The sequence below is a fragment of the Buttiauxella gaviniae genome, assembly GCF_040786275.1.
Lineage (GTDB): Bacteria > Pseudomonadota > Gammaproteobacteria > Enterobacterales > Enterobacteriaceae > Buttiauxella > Buttiauxella gaviniae_A.
Genome location: NZ_JBFMVT010000002.1, coordinates 712656 through 739119 on the forward strand (window position 1 = coordinate 712656; position 26464 = coordinate 739119).

Here is a 26464-nt window from a genome sequence, read left to right on the forward strand (position 1 = left end):
TTAACCCAGCAGCGCCTGCAAATGAGCCACCGCGTTTGCTTGTTCAACGGTTGTTTGCTCACCTGTGCGCAGATCCTTAACGACGACCTGACCATTTGCGACTTCAGTTTCGCCCAGCACCAGTGCGACACGCGCACCCCGCTTATCGGCACGACCAATCTGTTTCTTGAAGTTGCCACCGCCGTAGTTGGTCATCAGCTTGATAGCCGGGACCTGGTCACGTAACTGCTCAGCTAACAGCATTGCCGCAGCTTGCGTTCCCTGACCTGACGATATCAGGTAAATATCGACAACAGATTCTGCTTTAAATTCCGGATTGATAGCCTGGACCAGTAAAACAAGACGTTCCAGACCCATTGCGAAACCGACTGCTGGCGCTGCGCGGCCACCCAGTTGCTCAACTAAACCGTCGTAACGGCCGCCTGCACAAACGGTGCCCTGAGAACCCAGGCTGCTGGTAACCCATTCGAAAACGGTACGATTGTAATAATCCAGGCCGCGCACCAGGCGCTGATTGACGGTATACGCGATACCGGCAGCGTCCAGATACTGGCACAAGCCCGCGAAATGCTCACGAGACTCTTCATCCAGGTAGTCGCCAAGCGTTGGGGCGTCATCCAGCAGAGCCTGAACTTCTGGGTTTTTAGAATCCAGAACGCGCAGTGGGTTGCTGTACATGCGACGCTGGCAATCTTCGTCGAGTTTTTCTTTATGCTGTTCCAGGAACGCAACCAGCGCATCACGATAGTTAGCGCGAGCTTCCAGTGAACCAATAGAGTTCAGCTCAAGGCTAACGTGCTGGTCGATGCCGAGCGCACGCCACCAGCGAGCAGTCAGCATGATAAGTTCGGCGTCAATATCTGGCCCTTGCAGACCGAAGACTTCAACACCCAACTGATTGAACTGGCGATAGCGCCCTTTTTGCGGGCGCTCGTGGCGGAACATCGGCCCGATGTACCACAAGCGCTGTTCCTGATTGTACAGAAGACCATGTTCGATACCGGCACGCACGCAGCCCGCGGTGCCTTCAGGACGCAGAGTCAGGCTATCGCCGTTGCGGTCCTCAAAGGTATACATCTCTTTTTCAACCACGTCGGTCACTTCACCGATAGCGCGTTTGAATAACGGGGTCTGCTCTACAATCGGCAAACGGATTTCACTGTAACCGTAGCTGCCGAGCACCTGTTTCAGAATGCCTTCAATGCGCTGCCAAATGGCGGTTTCGCCAGGCAGGTAATCGTTCATGCCGCGGATGGCTTGAATGTTTTTTGCCACGTTTATTCTCTACCGAATTTATACAAAAAATGAACCCGAAATCAGACTGTTTGCTCTCGCAAAACGTCTGGCGGGTTCAATCATACACGGGAAGCCGAGCGCTTCCCATGTTTCGCACTATTTTTCCAACTGCTGGATACTAATCCGCTGCGATTCATCAAGCATGGAAGCCTTGGCACGAATACGCGCTTCAAGCTGCGCAATCATGTTTTCGTTATCCATTCGCTCTTTCTGACGCACACCGTCTTCGTAGAAGCCGCTTTTCTTATTACCGCCGGTGACACCCAGCGTTGAAACTAACGCTTCACCCGGGCCATTCACAACACAACCGATAATAGAAACATCCATTGGTGTGATGATATCTTCCAGGCGCTCTTCGAGAGCGTTCACCGTACCGATAACATCAAACTCCTGACGCGAACAGGTTGGGCAGGCGATAAAGTTAATACCGCGAGCACGAATGCGCAAAGATTTCAGGATGTCGAAACCGACCTTGATCTCTTCGACCGGATCGGCTGCCAGTGAAACGCGTAACGTATCACCAATGCCTTCTGACAGCAGTAAACCCAGACCAATCGCCGATTTCACCGAGCCACTGCGCATACCGCCCGCTTCGGTGATCCCAAGGTGCAAAGGTTGATCAATCTGCTTAGCCAATAAACGATATGATTCTACGGCAAGGAAAACATCGGACGCTTTCACACTGACTTTGAATTGATCAAAGTTCAGACGATCAAGATGATCCACGTGGCGCATCGCTGACTCTAACAGCGCCTGAGGCGTTGGTTCGCCGTATTTTTCCTGAAGATCTTTTTCCAGCGATCCGGCGTTAACACCGATGCGGATAGGAATGTTTTTATCCCGCGCACAATCAACGACGGTGCGAATGCGTTCTTCGCTACCGATATTGCCGGGGTTAATTCGCAGACAATCCACGCCATACTCAGCAACTTTGAGGGCGATACGATAGTCAAAATGGATATCAGCGACCAACGGAACATTGACCTGCTGCTTAATGAGCTTGAACGCTTCTGCCGCATCCATAGTTGGCACAGAGACACGCACGATATCAGCGCCAACTCTTTCTAACGCTCTGATCTGATTAACAGTAGCTTCAACGTCCGTGGTACGGGTGTTGGTCATTGACTGGACGGCGATCGGTGCCCCGTCGCCGATTGGCACATTCCCGACGTAGATCCGTTTGGATTTTCTACGTTGAATTGGGGCTTCATTATGCATTACAAATCTCCACAATTACGCGTCATGCTGGCTGTGATTATTCAGCACTTACTGTCAGACGTGCAACCTGGCTAGTTCTGATAAAACGACTCAGATCGACAGGTTTACCCTGGAACTGAATCTGTACTGCCGCCGGTGCACCAATTTTTAACTTATACGGTGCCTGACCGGCTAAATTTAAATTGCCATCTTTACGCTGCATGCCGCTGAACAATTTTTTACCGGTTGCGTCGGTCACTTCAAGCCAGCAATCGGCGTTGAAATTCATGACTAACGCATTCGGATCGGCCGCTGGAGTTGATACAGCCGCCTGGTCGGTTGGAAGTGCTGCGTTCGGTGCCACCGGAGCAGGCGTTGTTGCCTGAGCGTTATCAACCGGTGCCTGGCTTGGTGCTACTACAGCGGAAGAATCCGCTGGCGCAGTTTGCTGAGCCGTTACGGCAGCCGCCTGATTTTGTGTGGCTGGCGTTGCAGAAGCCGATTGCTCGGCGGGAGTCTGAGCAGGCTGCTGTGCTGAAGTATCAGCTGCAGCAGAATCACCTGTATTCAATGGAACGGACTGAGAATTGCTGTTGCTGGCTGAAAGTTCAGCTGAAGATTGATCTGCCATAGTTGAGATCTCTTCCTGCTGCGCTTTGTGGTTCTGCCACCACCATGCTCCGGTCAGGCCGACAACCACAAACAGGATGAGCCAGGTAAAGCTCATCAACCAACCGTCACGTTTTTTACGACGTTTGCCCAGAGAGAAACTCTGCATTGGAGCAACTTTGGCAGCCCTAATCGGCGCCTGTTTTTCCATCATTGGCAATAATTCTTCTTCCGGGATATGCACCAGGCGTGCATAAGAGCGGATATAACCACGCAGGAACGTAGACGCTAATTCAGCAGGCGCCTTGTCATCTTCAATATCCCGAACGGTGGAAACCTTCAGGCACAGGCGTTCTGCCACGGCTTGTTGGCTAAGACCGAGTTCTTCACGGGCAGTACGTAGACGTTCACCCGTGGTTTTTGCTGCATTTGATTCGTGAGTGGCTTCAGTATTCATTAGCTACAACTGCTGGTACTGTTCGATTGAGGAATTAGGCAGGAGCCCTGTCGCACAGCATTTCCGCTACGCCACACACTCCCGCTCCGCGAAACAAATTTGTTTTCTGAAGGCCGAACCTCCAGACAATATTGCGTTTAGATCACACTACTTGCTCACATAAACCTAATGCTTTACATGAACGATTCATCACCGATGAGTTAACCATAGACACCATTTTGAATGTTGTCAGTGGATTGCGTCCTACGGCGGCTTAGATAGATGTGCCTAAACTATTGTTGTACCGCTACATACTGCCTTAAAGTGCAGGGAAACGCACCGTAATTATTAATCTTAAAGATACTTGCTGAACTTGCATAACCAGAAGATATAACTATGTGTTTTTCAAGCCATGCAGCAATACGGCTGCATGGCTCAAGCCTAACAAGCCAAACGCTTATCAGACTGCTTTAACATCAATAGGTTCACCTTGCATACGCTTACGCAACGTACGTTTAGTACGGTCAATCACCTCACCTGCCAACTGACCACAAGCCGCATCAATGTCATCACCGCGAGTCTTACGCACGATAGTCGTGAAGCCATAACTCATCAGTACTTTTGAGAAACGGTCAATACGGCTATTGGAGCTACGACCATATGGCGCGCCCGGGAACGGGTTCCATGGGATCAGGTTGATTTTGCATGGCGTATCTTTAAGGCATTCCGCCAGCTGATGCGCATGCTCAGTACCGTCGTTGATGTGATCCAACAGAACATATTCCACGGTTACGCGGCCTTGGTTAGCGTTGGATTTTTCCAGATAACGACGTACCGCAGACAGGAAAGTCTCGATATTGTACTTTTTGTTAATCGGCATGATCTGGTCACGAATTTCATCGGTCGGAGCATGCAGTGAAATGGCCAGTGCCACGTCAATCATGTCGCCCAATTTATCCAGAGCCGGAACCACACCAGAAGTAGAAAGCGTAACGCGGCGTTTAGAAAGCCCGAAACCGAAATCATCCAGCATGATTTCCATCGCTGGAACCACGTTGTTGAGGTTCAGCAGTGGCTCACCCATGCCCATCATCACCACGTTGGTGATAGGACGAACGCCGGTTTTCTTTTGCGCGCCAATAATTTTCGCCGCACGCCATACCTGGCCGATAATTTCAGAAACGCGAAGGTTACGGTTAAAACCTTGCTGAGCGGTAGAACAGAATTTGCATTCCAGAGCGCAGCCTACCTGAGAAGAGACGCACAGTGTGGCGCGATCTTCTTCCGGGATGTATACCGTTTCCACCAGTTGATCGGCAATTTTGATGGCCCATTTGATGGTGCCATCAGCAGAACGCTGCTCTTCAGCAACCTCTGGAGCACGGATTTCAGCAACTTCTTTAAGTTTGTTGCGCAGAACTTTGTTGATGTCGGTCATTTCATCGAAGTCATCACTGCAATAGTGATACATCCATTTCATGACTTGATCAGCGCGGAACGGTTTTTCGCCCATTTCAGCGAAGAACTCACGCAGTTGCTGGCGGTTAAGATCCAACAGGTTAATTTTTTCTGACTTGCTGGAAACGACTGAAACAGGCGTCTCAGAATTGACAATTTGCTCTGACATAATTTCTTCCGGCCTCGTTGTTACACGTTACGGCCCCAGGTGGGTTAAAAAAGATACGCCCCGGAGAGTATGCTCGTCCGGGGCGCAACATTGTACAAATTCTATGGCACAGAAGCCACGACTGAAAGCAGTGTCAGACAAATAAAATGTAAACAGCACTTAACAGTAAATAACGTTACCCAACATCCCTTGAGTTACAGCCAACACCCAGCAGCTCAAAGAATGACAGCTATTTTAGCGAGTGCGCGGGCACACTTCGCCTTCAGCGAAGAAATACGCAATTTCACGGGCGGCAGATTCAACAGAATCAGAACCGTGAGTCCCATTCTCGGTAAAGCTGTCAGCGTAATCAGCACGCAGAGTACCCGCCAAAGCATTAGCAGGGTTAGTGGCTCCCAGAATATCACGATGACGCTGAACGGCATTTTCGCCTTCCAGAACGCTAACCATGATTGGACCTGAAGTCATGAATGCAACCAGACCGTCGAAGAAAGGTTTGCCTTCGTGCTCAGCGTAGAAACCCTGAGCCTGCTCAGAGGTCAAGTGCAGCATTTTTGCGCCTACAATTTTAAACCCTGCGGATTCAAAACGAGCATAAATATTACCAATAACGTTTTTTGCCACCGCGTTTGGTTTGATGATGGAAAAAGTACGTTCAATAGCCATGATTACCTCTGTGTCTGTTCTGTTTGCACCGGCCAGCCGGTTATGATTTGGCGCCGATTATAATGAGCAAGTCTCGCGTTGCCTATGGATGTGGATAACATTTTTTTAAAATAAGATGAACATCAGCAACATTTTCAGCTTAACTGCCTAAAAATCACACTACGCTTCTACTGCAACGTGAAGTGTGCAGCCGCAACCTGCCCGCCTTCATCAAGCACTAAAACCTGATACGCGCCCGGTTTATCCAGATTGAGCGCGATTCCCTTTCCGCTTTCACTGACGGGTTCCCCGTTTAAAAACCACCAGCGATCTCCTTGCCCACCCTGCACACTAAGACGAAGCGCTAAGCGCAATTCGCCAGGTAGACGCTTCAAAATAGCGCCCTCACGAACGCCTAACAACAATAAAGGCGTAACTTCATCTTTCTGCGGGGGAGGACAAAGCGCTGAGACTTCAGGCAAACGCGCCGATCGTCTTTCACTCGCGGGCAGCCATGGCTCAAGGGGCAGAGGCCAGAGAGAGACAATATGTTGCGTAGCTTTCGGACAATCCGCCGCGACACGCTTACCCTTGTTATCAAGCCAGATGAGCATTCTTGACCCCTGAATCCCCTCCTGCCCCAGTGCTTCAAGCGTTGGCGGTTGGCTATTATCCAACAACCAACTGGCTAATCTGCGTCGGCAATTGCTATCGCCAGCCGCCAGATTCTGCCCGCCAGGCCAGCAAATTTCCCCTGTAGAAACTGATGCAGGGCGCGGGTCAACAGGCAGCCGCACTTGCTGTACAGCGGAGCTGGCTTGCAGCAAATTATTCACTTGATTTAACAGCGGTACCGCACTGCCCAAACCAAACTGTCCCGCAACTGGTGTGCTATCAGGCCGCCCGGTCCAGATGCCAATGAGATACCGGGGATTGATACCTACTGCCCATGCATCACGGTAGCCATAGCTAGTTCCCGTTTTCCACGCTAGAGGAACGACAGCGGGCAACGTGGCATCCGACTGTGGCTGGGCTTCCCCCGCCAGAATGCGGCGAATAATCCAGGCCGCTCCTTCAGACATCAAAGGTCGTTCCATTAGAGGTTGTTCTGGTAGCAAGCGTAACTGCGCAGCTCGGCCGCGGCGGGCAAAAGCGCTGTAAGCTGCAACAATCTGATCAAGACGCGCCCCACCACCGCCTAAAATCAATGAAAGATTGGGTTCACTACCCGCAGGGAAACGGAGATCTAAGCCCACATTACGTAACTTTGCAGCAAAGCGTTTTGGGCCGTAAGCTTCCAGAACTTGTACCGCAGGAAGATTAAGCGAACGCACCAGCGCGTCACTCATGCTGACCGGGCCATGAAAACCAGTATCGAAATTTCCAGGACGGTAATCACCAAAGCGGCGCGGCACATCCTGCAATAACGATGTGGGATGAATAAGCCCATCATCCAGCGCAAGACCGTAAACGAAAGGTTTAAGCACCGATCCGGGCGAACGGATCGCCGTGACCATATCAACATGCCCGAAACGGCTTTGATCGTTGATATCGACAGAACCAACCCAACCGCGCACCTCCATAGTAGTATGATCCACAACCAGCATCGCCAGGGATGAACGCGGCGGTAATTGTGCTTTCCAGTTCAGCGCAAGCTCCTCCAGTTGCCGCTGCAACGAAGCATCAAGAGTGGTTGTTATTTTCTGTGCATTTGTCCGGCTCACCAGATAACGCGAAAGCAACGGCGCTAACTGCGGCATTTGTCGGGGAGCAAGCCAGACAGGCTCTTCAAGAGATTCCTTTACCTGCTGCGGTTCCCAGACTGCTTGCTCGGCCATACGGATAAGAACTTTATTGCGCGCGACCTGTGCGCGTTCAGGCCAACGGTCCGGTCGAAGGCGGCTTGGTGCCTGGGGTAGAACGGCTAATAGCGCGGCTTCTGCGTAACTGAGGTGTTTTGGGGATTTTCCCAGATAGACCCAACTTGCTGCCCCTATCCCCTGTAACGTGCCGCCAAAGGGTGCCCGATTGAGGTACAGCGTGAGAATCTGTTCTTTTGAGAGATGCCATTCCAGCTGTAGCGCTCGCCACACCTGGCGAATTTTGCCACCAAAGGTGCGGGGGTGTGGATCGAGCAATCTCGCTACCTGCATCGTCAATGTACTGCCACCCGAAATCACTTTACCGCTCAGCAGATCCTGCCCTGCCGCACGAAGGATCGAGAGCGGGTTAACCCCAGGGTGATCCCAAAACCAGCGATCTTCATAGTTGATCAAGGCATCAAGATAACGCGGCGAAACGTCATCGATCGTAACCGGATAGCGCCAGATCCCATTTTCATCAGCAAAACGCCACAGCGGTGTGCCATCCGCAGCCACTACCACTCGCGCAGGGTTTACCTGAAAAAGCGGCAGAGGCCAAATCCGGTCCGCAAGCCAAACTCCCGCAAGTAAGATAAGAGGCAGCACCACAATTAAATAGCGGTGCCACAAGCGTAAAAGTTTTAGCACTTTGCCTGGCCTGCTACGGCTGAACAGTCAGCATGCCGGGGCTGGTACCTGTTGCCCGCCATTGAGGTATATACATAGATTCCACTTGTGAAACGGGCACATGATAAGTTCCTGGTGTGACTGCTCTCGCCAGGTAAATCAACGTCGCATGCTGGCTCTCATTGAGCGGCAATGCAGCAACAAAGCGGTCATCACGGAATTCCATATGCTGAATATCGGCCTGTTGCATCTGGCTCAATAACCCCTGAATCTGATTATCACTTTCGTTCAGACTGGCGCTGCTTTCAGAAAGATTCTGATTTTCCAGTTCAATCCCGGCGGGGAGTAAATCGACCACCAACGCATCTGGCACGTTTTTATCCGCCCACACATCCAGCCAAACCAAAATCAACTCGCCGCTTTTTAGATCTGAAAGCGATTTACGGTTGCCTTGCGCATCCAGGAAATGGCGATCAATATGCAGCACATTGCTGGAAGGGGCTGGAGCCTGAAGCGGATAGCCCACGCTGTCGACGCGAAGATAAAGATTGCTGGTACCAGTATTAGTGACTTGCAAACCTGCGAGTTGTTCAACGGTTAAATTGCGAGTCACAGATTGCGTACCGGTTAATGGTTCTGCAGCAAACGAGACTTGCGACTGCCAATCCCCTTTTGCCGTTTGCCAGTTACGGCCAGCAAGGAATAGAGCATTGCTTTCCTGAGTGGAGAGCCAGCGCTGGCTATAAGCAAGGTTTGAGAGATCCATCAGCAATTGATTCTGTTGTTCCCCAAACCACTTATTCTCTTCCAGGAGATTCAGCATCATCGCTTTGTCACGCAATTCGCTGCCGTAGTCAGCCAGCCAAATTCGCTCATCACTGCGAGGGGTTTGCAAACCTGATTGAATAGCCTTATCGCCGCGCGGCGCATCACCCATCAGTTTTAATGCCGCCCCCAATTGTACTAAAGGCAGGCCTGCTCGGGCTGTGTTATGGCGTGCCCACACTTCACGCAACGCCCCCAACGGGGCTTTTTGCTGACGAGCCAAAACCTGGCCTGCGTATGCCTGAATCGCAAATTTACTGGCTGCGGCATCATCGCTATAACGCAGCGCGATAAGCCCTGAATCCTGAAGATAACGCAGCAACCGCTGATTCGCTTTATTAAGAGAATCCGTATTTACGCTATAGCCCTGCTCACTCGCTCGCACCAGGAAATCAGTGACGTAGGCCGTTAGCCAGTACTCTTCCGGCCCTTCTTTATCCCACAGCCCAAAGCTTCCGTTATCGCGCTGCATATCCAACAGGCGAGAAATCCCCAGATCGATTGCAGCCCGACGCTGCTCATCTGTGGTTCCGCTTATTCCAAGCGCGGCGAGCTGAGCCTGATTGATATAAAGCGACGGGAATAACCCGCTTGTAGTTTGTTCAAGGCAACCATACGGATAGGCTTTAAGCTCACGAATATAGCGCGCAAGATTAAGCGGCGGGCGTCCACTTAACAGCATCTGACCTTCTAGCGTTGATGGGGCTAAGCCAGAAATATGCTGCGGTGGAATATCCCAAACTTCACCTGCAGCAAGCACCGCGCCACTGTTGATGTTTTGCGCAGGGAATGGAGGACGTACGCCTAATTTCCATTGTTTTTGAAGAGGCGTGAATATTTCCCCTGGCAAGTTCACACCGCTAATTTGTGCATTTAGCTGACCATCACCAAAGCCTTCCAGTGCACTCACAGAAATAAACACCGTTTTACGTGCGCCTGGCGCTAATTGCAGCGTTTGCGAATCAGGGGAACCAAGGGTAATTAAACCGCTGGTATTCAGGTTTAACGTAAGGTTTTGAGGAGTGTCAGTAAGGTTTGTGAGATCCATGGCTAAACGGCTGGTATCGCCACTTGCCATAAAACGCGGAGCCGCCAGTTCAGTGACCAGGGGCGCTGCGACGACAACTTTTTGTTCGCTGTTACCATAACGCTCTTCCGTCCATGCCTGCGCCATTACACGCAGTTCACCGTTAAAATCACCGATAGGTAGCGTGACGGTACCTTCACCATTTTCATTCAGTTGTACCGGCAGGGCTTGTTCAGCGATGATAGTGACATGGTTAACCGGTTTTTTACCGCCGCGACTTAGCTCATCCCCTTCATCGCCATCACCACCAAAGCGTAATGCGGCTAAACGCCCTTCGCCTTCGATGACCTGACCGTAAATATCGTATAAATCTGCACCATAACGTTTACGACCAAAGAAGGACTCCCATGGGTCTGGGGTTTTGTAGTCAGTAATATTCAATACGCCGCTATCAACAGCAGAAACCAGGACGTTAATTTGCTTCGGCATAGTCCCGTTAATAGCCTTGGTTTTTACTTTCACCGTGAGGTTTTGATTCGGACGCATTTTGGCCGGAGTTTCTAACTCAAGGGCCAGCCGACGGCTTTCATCACCGAGCGGTAAATGCAGCAGACCAACAGCGCGTTTTGGCGTGGCGGCACGGCTCTTATCACCAGGGCGAATAACCAATGTGCTCAGGTAAAGGTCATGGCGCTGCCAGCTTTTATCAACGGGAATGGCGATATCCAGCCCCTTCGCTGGCACATCAATTTCTTTCCACCACAGTGGCCCATCGCTGGATTCAACCATCGCGTAGCCTTTGCCTGCGGCCGGGGCAGAAATATGCAGATTGATAGTGTCACCGGGTTTGTAGCTCGGCTTATCAATTTTTAGCGTCACGCGATCGGGGCGTACCGCACCTTCTCCATCACTATTATCTTGCCAGCTATAACCTGCCCAGAAACGAAGGCTGCTGACGATGTCAGTATGCGCGTCACGGACTTCGAGGCGATAAGACCCCCACTCTACGGGGAAGGCAACTTTGCCCGTTTCACCCGCCGCCAAATCCAGCTTTTCTTCCGCTTCTACCAAATCTTTTTGGTCATATTGCGACTGCCAACCTTGCCCCTCTTCCCAACTCCAGAAGTAATCCCGGCGTTCACGAATCAGGCGAACATCAAGCCCTGTAACCGCCAGTTTTTCTCCTTTTGCATTGGCGTACACAACGTCAAAACCGGCGCTACTGTCTTCATCGACGATGGGCTGAGTACGGGTACTGTCAGTGCGATAGTCATAGACTTGCTTGCTGGCGAATTGCGGGCGGATGCCCGGCAACGCCTCTGCTGGCCAGATAGCTTGTTCCGCACGACGCGTTACCGGGCGGCCCCCTGACTCCAGCAAACTGGCTTGCAACACCAGTCGTAAAGGCGATAGAACATCAGACCATTGGCTGTCGGTGCTGACCGTTGTTTTGCCTTGTTCATCTAGCTGGAGCTGAACTTCATCCAGATTACGCGTGAGATTATCTTCATTAATGTTGCCAAACTGGAACCCTGGCAAAGCCGTAACGGCTTCACGCAGTGGGCGCAAGAAGAGTTGCCCTTGCAAACTGTTACCGGATGCAGGCGCACCGTACAGGTAGCGCCCAGAAATTTCGAAGCTAACAGCATCATCAGGGGAGACGGGTTGTGGGTCGCCGGTGATGTTAAGTGCCATACGCTCTGGCATGAAGTCTTCGACTTTAAATGACCATACACGCGGCTGGTTATCACCCGTATTGACACGTACCTGCCAAGTGCCAGTTTGTACATCCTGGTTCAATGGATAACTAAACTGGTATAAGCCTTTTTCAGGTTGCCAGACTTGTGTTCGGGCTACCTGGCCGTCAGGTTTTACTACTTCAAGTTTTACCGGTTGGGCAGGCAAGGCTTTACCGTCGCTATCGCGTAATAACGCATTTACCAGAACGGTTTCACCTGGGCGATACAGATCCCGTGGGCCAAACATAAAGAATTGCTTACTGTATCCGACATCTCCGGCAATATTAAACTCAGCCAGGTCCAGAGCCGGACGATTCAAATCCAGCAGAGTGGTTTGCTCGGTGGTACGTGCCAGCAGTAATGTGCCTTTGTCTATTTTCTCAAGCGTTGTATGGCCATCGCTGTCACTCCTGGCCTGTGCCAGCGTTTGGCCTTTCTCATTAAGTAGAGTGATATCTACGCCGGATTGAGCCGACCCATTTTCAAGACTTTGAGTAAAGACATCCAGGCGATCATGGTAACGGTGCGCAGACACGCCAATATCGCTCAGAGTAAACAGCGTCGCGGCGTTACTGTAACTGTAATGGCCCGCCTGATTCATAATGGCAATGTAAACGCCAGGCTGCTGTAGCGGCTTAATTTCACCTAACGGTAGCAACAACTTCTCACGCGTATTACGAGCAGGATTCAGATCAAACCGCCCGCTGTACACCAGATCCGCTAGTTGTAATAAGTTGTCAGACTCCCAGTTAGAAACGGAGTTCCGATATTGCCACTGGCTGATGAACGAGCTTAACGATTCACTTTTTATGCGGTAGAAGTTGACGTCAATTTTATCGACGTTAAGTGCCATCACCGGCAAACCGGCAATCACTTTCGTAGGCAACAACGAGCCCCGGCTGGCAAAGCCCACGCTCGGTTGAATATCGCGGGTCGAAATTTGTTTTTCAAAATGAAGGCCAAAAGTCGCTTTGTTCAGTGCCAGTAGCCCGTTATCAACGGTCACTATCAATTCACGTTTGGGCTCAAGATGGCGTAAACGCAGCTCTTTGAGTGAGTCTGAAAGTTCCCACGCACCGTCAACTTTGCCACTCGTTTTATCAACCAAATGCGCCACGCGTGAAAAATCCTGGTTGGGATCTAAGGGGATTGAGAATGTGAGAACGAGTGTACTCGCGCCATCCAGTTGGACTTCAGAAGCATCAAGCAACTTCAGCGGTTTGCCCGCAGATTCCTTCGCAAGTTTTTCAAGCTGCGATGCGTTTGGCTTTGCCGCAGCAGGTGCAGCATTTTGCTGAGCCGCACTGTCGCTTTTCTCTACTGGCTGAGGTTTATCGTTATTGTCACACCCTGCAAGTGCCAATGCAGCGACCAGCGTGGCTGCCAGCGCCCCCAAACGTATTGCTCTCATGTTTTATCCCTGGCCTCGAAGGCCTATTAGCCCACCATGTAGTGGAAAGTATTATGCGGATTAGTAAGAAAAGCGAAAGTATGGAAACAGTACATTGCGTAGCTTCTCGCAAAGAAAAAACGCAGTGATGCAACTGTTTCAAGAAGAATAAAGATTCAAAATGGAAGCACGATCACACCCTGAAAGGTTACATGTTACCTTATGAGTCATTTGTTTTTAAAACAATAAGATAAGTGGATCAACAGCCGCTGCCCTTGCTACATTTTGAGCTGAGTCGCTGCCTCAAAGCGGTGTTTAGCCAAAGTGATAATAAGAGACTGCTAAATGAAAAGTGCCGTTAACGCCCTACAAAATTTCGGAAAATCACTCTATGGCCCGGTGCTTATTTTACCCATCGTCGGTTTATTTATCGCGTTTGGTAATGTATTGGGCAATGGTAACCTCTCGGAATACCTACCGTTTCTCGACCACCCTTCAATTCAGCATACGGGAGTATTGATCTCAAAGTCTGCCGTTTCGGTCCTGGCAAACCTCGCGCTAGTGTTTGGCGTTGGGATTCCCATCGGTCTTGCTGCGAAAGATAAAGGCTACGCGGCACTCATTGGCCTGGTCACTTTTATTGTCTTTATTAACGCAATGAATGTGACATTACAGCTCCAGGGTGAGCTGGCACCTGCCGACCAAATGAGAGCCGCCGGGCAAAGCATGGTTTTAGGCGTGCAGGTGCTTGAGATGGGTGTCTTCGCAGGGATTCTTACCGGCGCGCTATCGGGTTATTTGTACAACCGTTACTCCAGCGTACAGTTTTCTGGCGCGATGGCGATTTACTCTGGGCACTGTTTTGTCGCCATTATCATGCTGCCGGTTTCGATGTTACTCGGTGTGGTGATGAGTGAAATTTGGCCATTTGCTCAGCACGGAATTAGCGCCCTTGCGTTAGCGATTAAAGGTGCCGGGGCCTTTGGCGTGGCTATCTACGGTTTCCTGGAACGTATTCTTGTGCCAACCGGCCTTCATCACCTGGTTTACACCCCCTTCTTGTACACCGAATTAGGGGGGACTGCGGATGTATGCGGCAACATTTACCAGGGCGCGCGCAATATTTACTTCGCCGAAATGGCATGCCCGAGCGTTCATCAACTCAGCAGCACCGTGGTGTGGGATGCGCGTGGTATCAGTAAAATGTTCGGCCTTCCCGCTGCCGCACTCGCCATGTATATGACGGCAAAACCTGAGCGCAAAGCCGCCGCCAAAGCCATCCTTATTCCTGCAGCGCTGACCTCCATGCTGGTTGGCGTCACTGAGCCGCTGGAGTTTTCCTTCCTGTTCGTCGCCCCGCTGCTGTTTGGCGTCCATGCGGTTCTGACGGGTCTTGGCATGATGTTGTTCTATCTGCTGAGCGTTCACGCCATCGGTGCCAACGGCATTATCGATTTCATTCTTTATAACCTGCCGCTGGGCACCGAGAAATCCAACTGGCCGATGTATATCGCGGTTGGCCTGACGATGTCTGTCATCTACTTCCTGGTCTTCCGCTTCCTGATTCGTCGCTTCGATATGAAAACACCAGGACGTGAAACGGATGACCAGGAGACAAAACTGTATAGCAAACAAGAGTATCAGGCCAAAGGCAGCAACGATGGGCTTGGCGAAGCCATTATCGAAGGGCTGGGTGGTCGAGCCAATATTGAAGTGGTTGATAACTGCTATACCCGCCTGCGGGTCACCGTACGCGACGTGTCTGTTATCGACGAACCCCGCCTGAAATCGACCGGCGCGAAAGGGGTGATTAAACAAGGTAATAACGTTCAGGTGGTCTACGGGCTGCATGTCAAAAAAATGCGTGAAGCAGTAGAGACGTTTCTCTAAAGGAGTCAATGATGTTTAAACCCCCATTTATTTTGTCCATTGCCGGTGGCGGTAGCACATACACACCGGGCATTGTTAAGAGCCTGATGGTGCGTCTGGCCGATTTCCCACTCGCTGAAATTCGCCTCTACGATATTGATGGCGAGCGCCAGGCGGTGATTGCTCCGGTGGTTGAGAAAGTGATCCGGGACCATAGCCAGAGCATCAAATTTACCGTGACCACCGATCCAGAAGTCGCCTTTAGCGGTGCCCATTTCGTGTTCGCACAGATGCGCGTTGGGCAGTATAAAATGCGCGAGCAGGATGAAAAAATTCCACTACGTCACGGCGTCGTCGGGCAAGAAACCTGCGGCCCTGGCGGCCTGGCGTATGGTCTGCGCACCATTTTGCCAATGGTAGAACTGTGTGATTTTGTTGAACGTTATGCCCATCAAAAAGCGTGGATTGTGAATTATTCCAATCCGGCGGCCATCGTGGCGGAAGGCGTGCGCCGCTTGCGTCCAAACGCTCGCGTACTGAATATTTGTGATATGCCGGTAGCAGCGATGCGCAATATGGGAGCTATTCTTGGCGTTGACCGCCATAAGCTGGAAGTCGATTACTTTGGCCTCAACCACTTTGGCTGGTTTACCCGTGTGCTGGTGGATGGGGAAGATCGCTTGCCGGAGCTGCGCCGCCATATCGCTAAATTTGGCCTGCTGACAGAGGACGCCGCGCAAACCGATCCCCAGCACTCCGATCCATCGTGGGTGAAAACCTGGCGTCACATTAAGCCGATTATGGATCATTTCCCGGAATACCTACCGAACCCATATCTGCAATATTATCTGATGCCGAACGACATCGTTGAGCATCAAAACCCGGACTACACCCGCGCCAATGAAGTCATGGACGGGCGCGAGAAGAAGCTGTTTGCCGCCGCCGACGAGTATAAAAAAACCGGAATTCTGCCGGATGCATTCCATGTCGGCGTTCACGGGGCCTTTATTGTTGATGTCGCCTGCTCGCTGGCTTTTGATTTACGCCAGCGCCACCTGGTGATTGTAGAAAACAAAGGGGCTATCGCTAACCTGCCGTATGACGCGATGGTTGAAGTGCCTGCCTACATTACTTCAGAAGGGCCGGAGCCGGTGCGCATGGGCGCGGTTCCTCTCTTCCACCAGACGCTGTTAATGCAGCAGTTAGCTTCGGAACAATTGCTGGTAGAAGCAACGATTGAAGGGAGCTATGAGAAAGCCTTGCAGGCATTTACGTTGAACAGGACAGTGCCGACCATGCAGCACGCGAAGGCAATTCTCGACGATATGATTGAAGCTAACCGTGATTATTGGCCGCAGCTTCAACAGGCCTGGAAAGACGGCGAAGCGGTGAAATAGCGCTTTTATTCAATAAATTCGAGCTACCTCGCGCACCAGGATATGGTTGCTTGTCGGTTTAGTAAAAAACACCGACAATCCGTTATTGATTGACGATTCGGAGGCAACCATGTCCACCACTTTCTTCGTTGCGGGCGACTGGCTCGCAGAACATGTTAATGATGCGAATATCCAGATTATTGATGCTCGCATGGCTCCTCCCGGCCAGGAACATCGTGATATGGCTGGCGAGTATCGTGCAGGCCATCTGCCAGGAGCGGTCTTTTTCGATATCGAAGCCCTTTCCGATCACACAAGCCCCCTGCCGCATATGATGCCGCGGGCGGAAGCCTTTGCTGTCGCTATGCGTGAATTGGGCATTAGTCACGATAAACATCTGATTGTTTATGATGAAGGTAATCTTTTCTCTGCACCGCGTGCGTGGTGGATGCTGCGTACTTTCGGCGTTGAAAATGTGTCGATTCTGGCCGGTGGCTTGGCCGACTGGCAGCGCGAAGAATTACCGCTCCAGCAAGGTGATGTGGAATTACCGGAAGGGGAGTTCGAAGTAAATTTCGACCCGATGGTAATCAAGCGCCTGACGGATGTTCTGCTAGTAAGCCATGAAGGCACCGCGCAAATTGTTGACGCTCGCCCTGCTCCGCGCTTTAACGCTCAGGTAGACGAACCGCGTCCGGGTTTACGGCGCGGGCATATTCCCGGTGCGTTAAACGTTCCCTGGAACGATCTGGTGGAAAACGGTCAGTTGAAAACAACCGATGACCTGAATGAAATTTTCACCCGTCAGGGCGTTGAGTTTGATAAACCTATCATCGCAAGCTGTGGTTCCGGTGTAACAGCGGCGGTCGTGGTACTTGCGTTAACCACGCTTGGCGTTAGCGGCGTTTCGCTGTATGACGGTTCATGGAGCGAATGGGGTGCACGCGCAGATTTACCCGTCGAGCCCGCTTCTCAATAATGGATAACCGCCTGGTAGGGTTACTGGAGCGTGGGGAGTCTTTAACCCGCGCTGAGTATCGCGTGCTCTCGCACCTGACTAATCATCCGCTGTTGGTGGGGAATATCACGGTGCGGGAACTGGCCCACGCGACGTTTGTCTCAAGTGCCACAATTATGCGGCTGTGCCATAAACTCGGATTTAGCGGCTACAGCGAATTTATCTGGCACTGCAAGCAACTGCTTTCCAGCACGCCGCACATTACTAATCAGGCCGCGCAGTCTTCTGCCACATTGCCCGTTTTGTTCGATCAGTTTGTGGCGAATTACCAGCAAACGTTCCGCTGGGTCACGCCAGAGCTAATGGCAGAGTTTGCTAAGCTGCTGCGTGAAAAGGAGAGCTTCTTTTTATACGGCGCGGGTTTTTCCTATCTGTTTGCCGAATACCTGACGAAAAAACTCCAGGTGTTAGGCAAAACGGCGTTTATTTCCGGGCCTGGCGACAGCCGGGGAATATTTCTAAGTAATGCATCGAAGTATCAGGTGTTTATCGCTATTTCACGCAGCGGCGAAACCGAGCAGGTGCTGGATAAAGCGCGAATCGCGCAGAATGTGGGTATGTCGATCGTGGCATTTACGCGGGCGTCACCAAACAGTTTGTCCGAACTGGCTAATGTGCATTTTCCGCTTTATGACGAGGCTGTCCACTATGCAGCAGAAGCTGCGGGGATCACCTCGTTTGAATCTAATCTGGTGATGCTTATCGATCTGTTGCTGTTGCAGGCGACCAGCTAACGGGTTGCCTGCAATCACAAATCAGATAATTCGATTAGTTTTAAAATCGCGCAGGAAGCTGCCCCACCGGCGTTCATAGAATGGCGTAATGTGCGCCATCATGAAGTGGCTGATGCCCTTTTCACCTTCGACAACCAGACAAATATCGACGGGCTCGTCGCCCGGTAGCGTATCCGTTGCCACACTTCCGGCCTGGCGGATAATCGCGTCGATATCGCCGTCGGCTTCGATACCAATCAGCAGATTGGGTTGTTCGTCAGCCTGCTCTTTAATGGAGCACAGAAATGCGCGTTTTACGGTTTTCAGGCTTTTAAACAGCGTTGTAAGGGAATCGACCATTTGCGCAGGCGGCTCAGCCACTTCGGACAGCAGCAGTGAAGCCCCGCCCTCCAGCACTTCTTGCTGAGTTAAAGGATCGCTTTCGCTGCTGATCAAATGGGTAATTTCCCGCGGCGTAAATTCTTTGCCTGTCGGCAATTTAGCATTCAGGAAAAGGGTTGCGCCCTGTGTCATTTCAAATAGCGTGCGCACCGGCATCACGACAAATGCCTGCTCGTGGCTAATCGCCTGCTGTAGAGCTTCAAGGGAGGTAAAGAACGGAATGACCGAGCTGCCATCGTCTTTTTCCCAGTGCTGTAGCTCAACCGCGCTGTCGGCGTCAATCGCCTCGCCTTCCGCCGCTTCGCCGGGCACCCAAACGGTGGATTCCAGCAGCACGCGGAAGAATGCCGGACGATGAGCGGGTTCAGTCGCCGCCTGTTCCAGCAGGGTTTCTAGTTCGTTTTTTGGTTCTGACATTGTGATTCCAGGATAATAATTTTGTCCCCTCTCCCTCAGGCTGTCTCTTAGTCACATCTTTGAGCACAAGTGCTGGTGACTCTGTTAATTTCGGGAACAGGTGACCCCACCCCAACCCTCCCCTTTCCAGGGGAGGGAGCACTTTTGCTCCTCCACCTGGCAAGGGGGAGGCTGGGAGGGGGTCCGAGCCCGATTCAAATGCCAGATTGAGACAGCCCCAGGAGAGGGGGGAAAACGGGTTACTTACCAGTCAACAGATTTGCAATAGCACGCACGCCAATACCGGTTGCGCCCGCAGACCACTGCTCAACCGCACCTTTACGGTAGGTAGCAGAACAGTCGATGTGCAACCAACCCTGATGGTAGTTTTCTACGAAGTGGGACAAGAAGCCCGCCGCCGTGCTGGCACCCGCAGGGAAAGACGCGTTAGAGGTGTTGTTCAATTCAGCAAAGTTTGATGGCAACTGGTTGCGGTGGAACTCTGCCAGCGGCAAGCGCCAGAATGGTTCGTTTTCTGCCGTAGCGCTCACCATCAGGCGGTTGACCAGTTCATCGTCAAAGCTGAACAGCGCATGGTAATCGTTCCCCAGCGCCGTTTTTGCCGCACCAGTTAACGTGGCGCAGTCGATGATAAGCTCTGGTTTTTGTGCACAAGCGTCAATCAGGCCATCGGCCAGAACCAGACGGCCTTCTGCGTCGGTGTTCATAACCTCAACGGTTTTGCCGTTGCGATATTTGATGATGTCGCCCAGTTTAAAGGCGTTGCCGCTGACCAGGTTGTCTGCGCAGCACAAGAACAGCTTCACGCGCTTATCCAGACCGCGAGTGATAGCGAATGCCAGCGCACCGGTAATGGTTGCCGCGCCGCCCATGTCGGACTTCATCGAGTCCATGAACGCGCTTTGCTTCATACTGTAGCCGCCGGAATCAAAGGTAATGCCTTTGCCCACCAGACAGGCGTAAACCGGTGCGTCCGGGTTACCCGTTGGGTTGTAATCCAGCGCCAGCAGGACTGGAGGACGCTCAGAACCACGGCCAACTGTGTGAATCCCCATGTAGTTCTGCTCGCGCAGATCTTCACCTTTGGTGATGCGGTAGGAAACGTTGTCGCAGGCGACGTCACACAGCAGGTCAACCGCGCGGGAAGCAAGCTGTTCCGGGCCTAATTCTTCGGCTGGGGTGTTGATGGTGTGGCGTACCCAGTCGATAATTTTCAGGCGATTATTCAGCTCTTTTTGCTCTGCTTCACCCAACTGCGCCCAGTCAACTTTGCGCGTGCCTTTTGGTGCGCGATAACCCTGCCAGAATGCCCAGCTTTTCTCGACATCCCAACCTTCACCCGCTAGCTGAACGTGCTTCAAGCCCTGGCCGTCAATTTTACGCGCGGCACGTTGGATTAGCCCCAGGTCATCTTTGCCTGTCAGGTGCAGCGTAATTCCTTCGTCGTTAATGCTATAAGCGGCTTTTTCGCCCCAACGCGCATCGGCAGGCGCGGTGGACAAGTTGATTTTCATGGCTTCTGTCATTTTATTTTCCTTTATCTCGCACATGTAAAAAAGGCTGCCTCAGGCAGCCCCTTTGTCACTATTCTGCTTCATCTAACCAGACTAACAGAATCGCTTCCAGAATTTTTTCATTGGAAGCGTTTGGATCGTCATCAAACTCTTCCAGCTCACAGATCCACTGGTGCAGATCGGTAAAACGAACCGTTTTCGGATCGAGATCCGGACGGCTGTCATACAGAGCCTCACCAATTTCGCGGCTGTCGGTCCATTTCAGTCCCATTGAGTCCCCTGTTAGTGCTCGCGCGCATGGTTGATGGTGTAGCGCGGCATTTCGACGACCAGGTCTTCGTCGGTGACGCGGGCCTGGCAGCTTAAACGGCTCTCAGGCTCCAGCCCCCAGGCTTTGTCCAGCATGTCGTCTTCGTCTTCTGTGCTTTCAGCCAGAGAGTCGAAACCTTCACGCACGACACAGTGGCAGGTCGTGCAGGCACAGGATTTCTCACAGGCGTGTTCAATCTCGATACCGTTGCGCAGGGCAACATCAAGAATCGTTTCACCGACATTCGCTTCCAAAACTGCACCCTCTGGACACAGGTCCTGATGAGGCAGAAAAACAATCTTTGGCATGTTAAACCTCGTCCACGGAATGGCCTTTCAGCGCCTTACGGATTGATTCATCCATACGACGAGCGGCAAATTCCTGGGTTTGTTTGTCTACGTTTTTAATGGCTTGTTCAATTGCATCGGTGTCATCGCCTGCAGCAGCGGCGCTTAAAGCAGCCATCGCTGAGTCAATTTCCGCACGCTCTGTCGCGCTTAACAGCGCAGCATCGCTGGTTAATGCACCCTGCAGGCTTTCCAGCACACGGGCCGCATCGACTTTTTGTTCCGCAAGCATACGCGCTTTCACATCATGCTCGGCATAGCTCATGGAGTCCTGAATCATGGTGGCAATTTCACCATCGCTCAGGCCATAAGAAGGTTTCACCTGAATGGATGCTTCCACACCGGTAGATTTTTCCATGGCGGTGACGCTCAACAGGCCATCAGCATCAACCTGGAAAGTGACGCGGATATGCGCCCCGCCCGCAGGCATCGCCGGAATACCACGCAGCGCAAAACGAGCCAGGGAACGGCAATCTTGCACCAGTTCGCGCTCGCCCTGCATGACATGAATCGCCATCGCAGTTTGACCGTCTTTAAAGGTAGTAAAGTCTTGCGCACGCGCTACCGGAATAGTGGTATTACGCGGAATGACTTTTTCTACCAGGCCGCCCATGGTTTCAAGGCCGAGCGACAGCGGGATAACATCCAGCAGCAACATTTCGCTGTCCGGTTTGTTGCCCACCAGAATATCCGCCTGAATGGCCGCGCCAATAGCGACAACTTTGTCCGGGTCGATAGACGTCAACGGCGTGCGACCAAAGAATTCGCCCACGCGCTCGCGCACCAATGGCACACGCGTTGAACCGCCCACCATCACGACTTCGAGCACTTCACTCGCTTCGACAGTGGCATCTTTCAGCGCACGGCGGCAGGCAAGCAACGTCTTTTTAACCAACGCAGCAATCAGTTCGTTGAACTGGTCGCGAGTGACTGTGCCTTTCCAGCCCGCCACTTCCACATCTACGATTTGTGCGTCGCTCAATGCGATTTTCGCAGCGATGGCCGCATCAAGTAACTGACGTTGAACGCGATCGTCGCTACGATCGGCAACGCCTGCTTGCTCACGCAGCCAGTCTGCCAGCAGATGGTCGAAGTCATCGCCGCCCAATGCAGAATCACCGCCGGTCGCAAGAACTTCAAACACACCGCGGCTCAGGCGCAGAATGGAAATATCGAAGGTACCGCCGCCCAGATCGTAAACGGCGATAACGCCTTCTTTGCCTGAATCCAGGCCGTAAGCGATGGCCGCAGCGGTCGGTTCATTCAGCAGGCGCAAAACGTGGAGACCAGCCAGACGCGCTGCGTCTTTGGTACCCTGGCGCTGTGCGTCATCGAAATAAGCAGGAACGGTAATCACAACACCGTCAAGCTGGCCTTCCAGCGCTTCGGTTGCGCGCGTGCAAAGTGCTTTGAGGATGTCGGATGAAATACGAATAGGGTTCAGCAGCCCTGCCGGGGTGTCGATCATCGGCAGGCCATTTTCACTCGCTTTGAGTGAATAAGGCAGATGCGGGTAACGCGCCTGGATGTCGGCAAGAGAGCGTCCCATCAGACGTTTTACCGAACTGACGGTGTTTGCCGGGTCTTTTGCTGCTTGCGCTCGCGCATCCCAACCCACGCTCAGGCCATCTTGCTGATAATGCACCACAGAAGGTAACAGGTGACGCCCTTCATGGTCAGGCAGCGTTTCAGCTTGCCCGCTACGAACCGTTGCAACCAGTGAATTGGTGGTCCCCAGGTCAATGCCCGCCGCCAGCTTGCGCTGGTGTGGGGCCGCACTTAGGCCCGGCTCACTAATTTGTAATAACGCCATATTGAGCTTCCAGTTAAAAATCGAGCAGCTTTTCTTCGAGTTGTTCTATTTGGCTGCGCAGTTTATCGAGAAAACGAAGTTTACGAACGGTATCCGCCGCCTGCGTCCACTCCTGATTATCCAGCTCTTTCACCATCAATGCCATGCGGGTTTTCACCATCGCATTTACGTTGGCGCTAAAGGATTCCAGGCGATCGCTATCTTTAGCATGCTCGATGTTATCAAGCTCTTCACGAAGTTCGAGCTGTTCCATCAAGAACGCCGTATCACGCACGGTGTGCTGTTCGTTCGCCAGGTCAAAGCCGTTTAGAGAGAGAATATACTCGGCGCGCAGCAACGGATGACGCAGCGTTTGCCAGGCCTGGTTGATGGTCGCAGATTGTTGGACCGCCAGCAGTTGTTCCGCCTGAGGGCGACTGGTGTATTTATCCGGGTGGAACTGGCGTTGCAGCTCCTGATAACGGGTAGCCAACAGCTCAGTGTTGAGGGCGAAGCCTACCGGTAACCCAAAGAGGGTGAAGTAATCCATAACAGACTCGGGGTTAGTAAAGCTTGATACCCCGCGAAGCATTACTGCGCGGGGTATTGGCGAGAATCAGACGTGGAAGCTTTCACCGCAGCCACACTCATCTTTCACGTTAGGGTTAGTAAATTTAAACCCTTCGTTAAGACCTTCTTTGACGAAGTCGAGCTGGGTACCGTCCAAAAATTGCAGGCTTTTACCATCGATGACCACTTTCACGCCTTTGTCTTCGAACACGGTGTCTTCCGCCATCGGTTCATCAACAAATTCCAGAACATAAGCCATACCAGAGCAGCCGGAAGTGCGAACACCTAACCGCAAACCAAAGCCTTTTCCGCGATTGGTCAGGAACGCATTCACGCGTGCGGCAGCACTGTCGCTAAGGGTAATCGACATACAACAACCTCAATCAAAAATTAAACTCGTCATGCTTCGAGTTGCAGGTGTGTTGCCTGCAAGCTCGAATTATTTAGAGTTACTTAGTAATGTCACGTTTGCTTTTGTAATCTGCAATTGCCGCTTTAATAGCGTCTTCTGCAAGGATTGAGCAGTGAATCTTCACCGGCGGCAGTTCAAGTTCTTCTGCAATATCGGTATTTTTGATAGCCTGCGCTTCATCCAGAGATTTACCTTTAACCCACTCGGTTACCAGCGAGCTGGAAGCGATGGCGGAGCCACAGCCGTAGGTTTTGAAACGCGCGTCTTCAATAATACCGTCATTGTTGACCTTGATCTGCAACTTCATCACGTCACCACAAGCAGGCGCACCTACCATGCCGGAACCGACGCTAGCATCGCCGTTATCAAAAGAACCAACGTTGCGTGGGTTTTCGTAGTGATCGATTACTTTTTCGCTATAAGCCATTTTTAATTCTCCTGAATTCGATACCGATTAGTGATGAGCCCATTCGATGGAATTAAGATCCACGCCCTGTTTGAACATTTCCCACAGCGGAGAAAGGTCGCGCAGACGGCCAATGGACTTACGTACCAGTTCGATGGTGTAGTCGATCTCTTCTTCAGTAGTAAAACGACCCAAAGAGAAACGGATAGAGCTATGTGCCAGCTCATCAGTCATGCCCAGCGCACGCAGTACGTAGGATGGCTCGAGGCTTGCTGAAGTACAGGCAGAACCGGAGGAAACCGCGAGGTCTTTAAGCGCCATGATCAGGGACTCGCCTTCAACGTAGTTAAAGCTCACGTTCAGGATAGTCGGAACCCCATTTTCCAGGTCGCCGTTCAGATAGACTTCTTCCATATCTTTCACGCCGTTCCACAGGCGGTTACGCAGACCGCGCAGACGGGACATTTCTGTTTCCATCTCTTCTTTCGCGATACGGTAAGCTTCGCCCATGCCGACGATCTGGTGAACAGGCAGAGTACCTGAACGCATGCCGCGCTCGTGGCCGCCACCGTGTACCTGAGCTTCGATACGGATACGTGGTTTACGGCGAACATACAGCGCGCCGATCCCTTTCGGGCCATAGATTTTGTGACCGGAGAAAGACATCAGGTCAACTTTGAGGGTGCTCAAGTCGATAGGCATTTTGCCTACGCTCTGAGTCGCATCAACGTGATAGATAATGCCACGCGCACGGCACATTTCGCCGATTGCCGCGATATCTTGCACCACGCCGATTTCGTTATTCACGTGCATGATGGAAACCAGAATGGTGTCGTCACGCATTGCCGCTTCCAGCACGTTCAGGTCAACGATACCGTTGCTCTGCGGTGCCAGATAGGTCACCTCAAAACCTTCACGCTCAAGCTGGCGACAGGTGTCCAGCACAGCTTTGTGTTCGGTTTTCACGGTGATGATGTGCTTGCCTTTCTTCTGATAGAAGTTAGCCGCACCTTTAATTGCGAGGTTATCAGATTCAGTTGCGCCGGAGGTAAAGACGATTTCACGCGGGTCTGCACCAACCAGTTCAGCGATTTGATTACGGGCGATATCTACTGCTTCTTCCGCCTGCCAGCCGAAACGGTGGGAACGAGAAGCCGGGTTACCGAAGGTTCCGTCCATAGTCAAAAACTGCATCATTTTCTGCGCAACACGCGGGTCAACCGGCGTAGTCGCAGAGTAGTCGAGATAAATCGGTAATTTCATTGCTCTTAAACTCCGTACATCACTCAATGCAATGAATCAGGCAACTGGCTGAATGAACGACCTGGTTGACGGAGCATGGCGCCCCGGCCTAATTCTGAAATCAATTTTTATTTTTACCCTAAATAGTTCGTGTTGCAGCAAGGCGGCAAACTTGAGAGTCCCCAGGAGCTTACATCAGGTAAGTGACTGGGGCGAGCAAGTGCGGCCAACGCAGTTGCAACCCGAAATATGACGGGTAAATTAGGCGCGCAGTTTGACGTCGATTGCGTCTTGAGAGCGCGTGCTGCGATGGTTTTCATTGTGCTGGCGACCAGAAACGTCCAACACTTCCTGGTTATTCACCAGTTCACCCAAAGTGATGTTATTCAGAAAACCGGTCAGACGGTCGCTCAGGTCGCGCCACAGCGCGTGAGTCAGGCATTTATCGCCGCCCTGACAACCACCTTTACCGTCGCCACCTTTACCCTGGCAACGGGTCGCATCGACAGATTCATCTACAGCGCTGATGACTTCACCAACCGCGATGCTATTTGCTTCTTTGCCTAACAGATAACCACCGCCAGGACCACGTACGCTGGCAACCAGGCCATTTTTACGCAGACGAGAGAATAACTGCTCCAGATAGGAGAGAGAGATTCCCTGACGTTCAGAAATATCAGCCAACGGCACCGGACCTGATTCGGAGTTCAACGCAACGTCGAGCATTGCGGTCACGGCATAACGTCCTTTCGATGTCAGTCTCATGTCTTACTTAACCTCAGATAGCCCCTCGAAC

Annotated in this window: 21 protein-coding genes; 4 read left to right on the forward strand and 17 right to left on the reverse strand. The window is 51.9% G+C overall.

Annotated features, from left to right (window positions below; translation table 11 throughout):
• The 7 genes from hisS to AB1E22_RS04080 form a co-directional block, all read right to left on the reverse strand.
• Positions 1-1275 carry a histidine--tRNA ligase gene (gene hisS, locus AB1E22_RS04050; protein WP_367594198.1) on the reverse strand — a complete coding sequence of 425 codons (1275 nt, stop codon included), beginning with the start codon at positions 1273-1275 and terminating at the stop codon, positions 1-3.
• Between the two features lie 117 nt (positions 1276-1392).
• Positions 1393-2514 (reverse strand): flavodoxin-dependent (E)-4-hydroxy-3-methylbut-2-enyl-diphosphate synthase, encoded by a 1122-nt coding sequence (gene ispG / locus AB1E22_RS04055; protein ID WP_367594199.1) that lies wholly within the window; start codon positions 2512-2514, stop codon positions 1393-1395.
• Between the two features lie 37 nt (positions 2515-2551).
• Positions 2552-3559: a cytoskeleton protein RodZ gene (gene rodZ, locus AB1E22_RS04060; protein WP_367594200.1), complete on the reverse strand. Its 1008-nt coding sequence runs from the start codon at positions 3557-3559 to the stop codon at positions 2552-2554.
• A gap of 439 nt (positions 3560-3998) precedes the next feature.
• Entirely contained in the window at positions 3999-5165 is a 1167-nt protein-coding gene (locus AB1E22_RS04065; protein ID WP_367594201.1) for a bifunctional tRNA (adenosine(37)-C2)-methyltransferase TrmG/ribosomal RNA large subunit methyltransferase RlmN, read from the reverse strand.
• A gap of 234 nt (positions 5166-5399) precedes the next feature.
• Entirely contained in the window at positions 5400-5831 is a 432-nt protein-coding gene (gene ndk / locus AB1E22_RS04070) for a nucleoside-diphosphate kinase (protein ID WP_034459186.1), read from the reverse strand.
• A gap of 167 nt (positions 5832-5998) precedes the next feature.
• Positions 5999-8302 carry a peptidoglycan glycosyltransferase PbpC gene (gene pbpC / locus AB1E22_RS04075; RefSeq protein WP_367597323.1) on the reverse strand — a complete coding sequence of 768 codons (2304 nt, stop codon included), beginning with the start codon at positions 8300-8302 and terminating at the stop codon, positions 5999-6001.
• Positions 8303-8333: 31 nt separating this feature from the next.
• A complete protein-coding gene (locus AB1E22_RS04080) occupies positions 8334-13301 on the reverse strand; it encodes an alpha-2-macroglobulin family protein (protein ID WP_367594202.1) in 4968 nt (1655 codons plus the stop codon).
• Positions 13302-13625: 324 nt separating this feature from the next.
• On the opposite strand from AB1E22_RS04080, the gene AB1E22_RS04085 reads away from it, so the two are divergent.
• The 4 genes from AB1E22_RS04085 to AB1E22_RS04100 all read left to right on the forward strand — a co-directional run bounded on the left by AB1E22_RS04085 (position 13626) and on the right by AB1E22_RS04100 (position 18277).
• A complete protein-coding gene (locus AB1E22_RS04085; RefSeq protein WP_367594203.1) occupies positions 13626-15170 on the forward strand; it encodes a PTS transporter subunit EIIC in 1545 nt (514 codons plus the stop codon).
• An 11-nt stretch (positions 15171-15181) separates the two neighbouring features.
• Positions 15182-16546, forward strand: a complete 1365-nt coding sequence (locus AB1E22_RS04090) for a 6-phospho-alpha-glucosidase (protein WP_367594204.1) — start codon at positions 15182-15184, stop codon at positions 16544-16546.
• A 109-nt stretch (positions 16547-16655) separates the two neighbouring features.
• Positions 16656-17504 (forward strand): 3-mercaptopyruvate sulfurtransferase, encoded by an 849-nt coding sequence (sseA, locus tag AB1E22_RS04095; protein WP_367594205.1) that lies wholly within the window; start codon positions 16656-16658, stop codon positions 17502-17504.
• A complete protein-coding gene (locus AB1E22_RS04100) occupies positions 17504-18277 on the forward strand; it encodes a MurR/RpiR family transcriptional regulator (RefSeq protein WP_367594206.1) in 774 nt (257 codons plus the stop codon). Before sseA ends, AB1E22_RS04100 begins: the two co-directional genes overlap by 1 nt.
• Before the next feature lie 21 nt (positions 18278-18298).
• Here the strand turns inward: AB1E22_RS04100 and sseB are convergent, their stop codons facing one another.
• The 10 genes from sseB to iscR form a co-directional block, all read right to left on the reverse strand.
• On the reverse strand, positions 18299-19075 hold the full coding sequence (sseB, locus tag AB1E22_RS04105; RefSeq protein WP_367594207.1) for an enhanced serine sensitivity protein SseB: 777 nt from the start codon (positions 19073-19075) through the stop codon (positions 18299-18301).
• Between the two features lie 239 nt (positions 19076-19314).
• A complete protein-coding gene (pepB, locus tag AB1E22_RS04110) occupies positions 19315-20601 on the reverse strand; it encodes an aminopeptidase PepB (RefSeq protein WP_367594208.1) in 1287 nt (428 codons plus the stop codon).
• A 58-nt stretch (positions 20602-20659) separates the two neighbouring features.
• Positions 20660-20860 carry a Fe-S cluster assembly protein IscX gene (iscX, locus tag AB1E22_RS04115; protein ID WP_367594209.1) on the reverse strand — a complete coding sequence of 67 codons (201 nt, stop codon included), beginning with the start codon at positions 20858-20860 and terminating at the stop codon, positions 20660-20662.
• Positions 20861-20871: 11 nt separating this feature from the next.
• Positions 20872-21207 carry an ISC system 2Fe-2S type ferredoxin gene (gene fdx, locus AB1E22_RS04120; RefSeq protein ID WP_120065264.1) on the reverse strand — a complete coding sequence of 112 codons (336 nt, stop codon included), beginning with the start codon at positions 21205-21207 and terminating at the stop codon, positions 20872-20874.
• A gap of 1 nt (position 21208) precedes the next feature.
• Positions 21209-23059, reverse strand: coding sequence for a Fe-S protein assembly chaperone HscA (hscA, locus tag AB1E22_RS04125; RefSeq protein ID WP_367594210.1), 1851 nt, complete (start codon positions 23057-23059; stop codon positions 21209-21211).
• A 13-nt stretch (positions 23060-23072) separates the two neighbouring features.
• The gene (gene hscB, locus AB1E22_RS04130; protein WP_367594211.1) at positions 23073-23588 is read right to left on the reverse strand and encodes a co-chaperone HscB; all 516 of its coding nucleotides are present in this window, start codon (positions 23586-23588) and stop codon (positions 23073-23075) included.
• Between the two features lie 66 nt (positions 23589-23654).
• On the reverse strand, positions 23655-23978 hold the full coding sequence (iscA, locus tag AB1E22_RS04135) for an iron-sulfur cluster assembly protein IscA (RefSeq protein ID WP_367594212.1): 324 nt from the start codon (positions 23976-23978) through the stop codon (positions 23655-23657).
• Positions 23979-24057: 79 nt separating this feature from the next.
• On the reverse strand, positions 24058-24447 hold the full coding sequence (iscU, locus tag AB1E22_RS04140; protein ID WP_367594213.1) for a Fe-S cluster assembly scaffold IscU: 390 nt from the start codon (positions 24445-24447) through the stop codon (positions 24058-24060).
• A gap of 27 nt (positions 24448-24474) precedes the next feature.
• Positions 24475-25689: a cysteine desulfurase gene (gene iscS / locus AB1E22_RS04145; RefSeq protein WP_367594214.1), complete on the reverse strand. Its 1215-nt coding sequence runs from the start codon at positions 25687-25689 to the stop codon at positions 24475-24477.
• A 240-nt stretch (positions 25690-25929) separates the two neighbouring features.
• The gene (gene iscR / locus AB1E22_RS04150) at positions 25930-26433 is read right to left on the reverse strand and encodes a Fe-S cluster assembly transcriptional regulator IscR (protein WP_367594215.1); all 504 of its coding nucleotides are present in this window, start codon (positions 26431-26433) and stop codon (positions 25930-25932) included.
• Between the last annotated feature and the right edge of the window lie 31 nt (positions 26434-26464).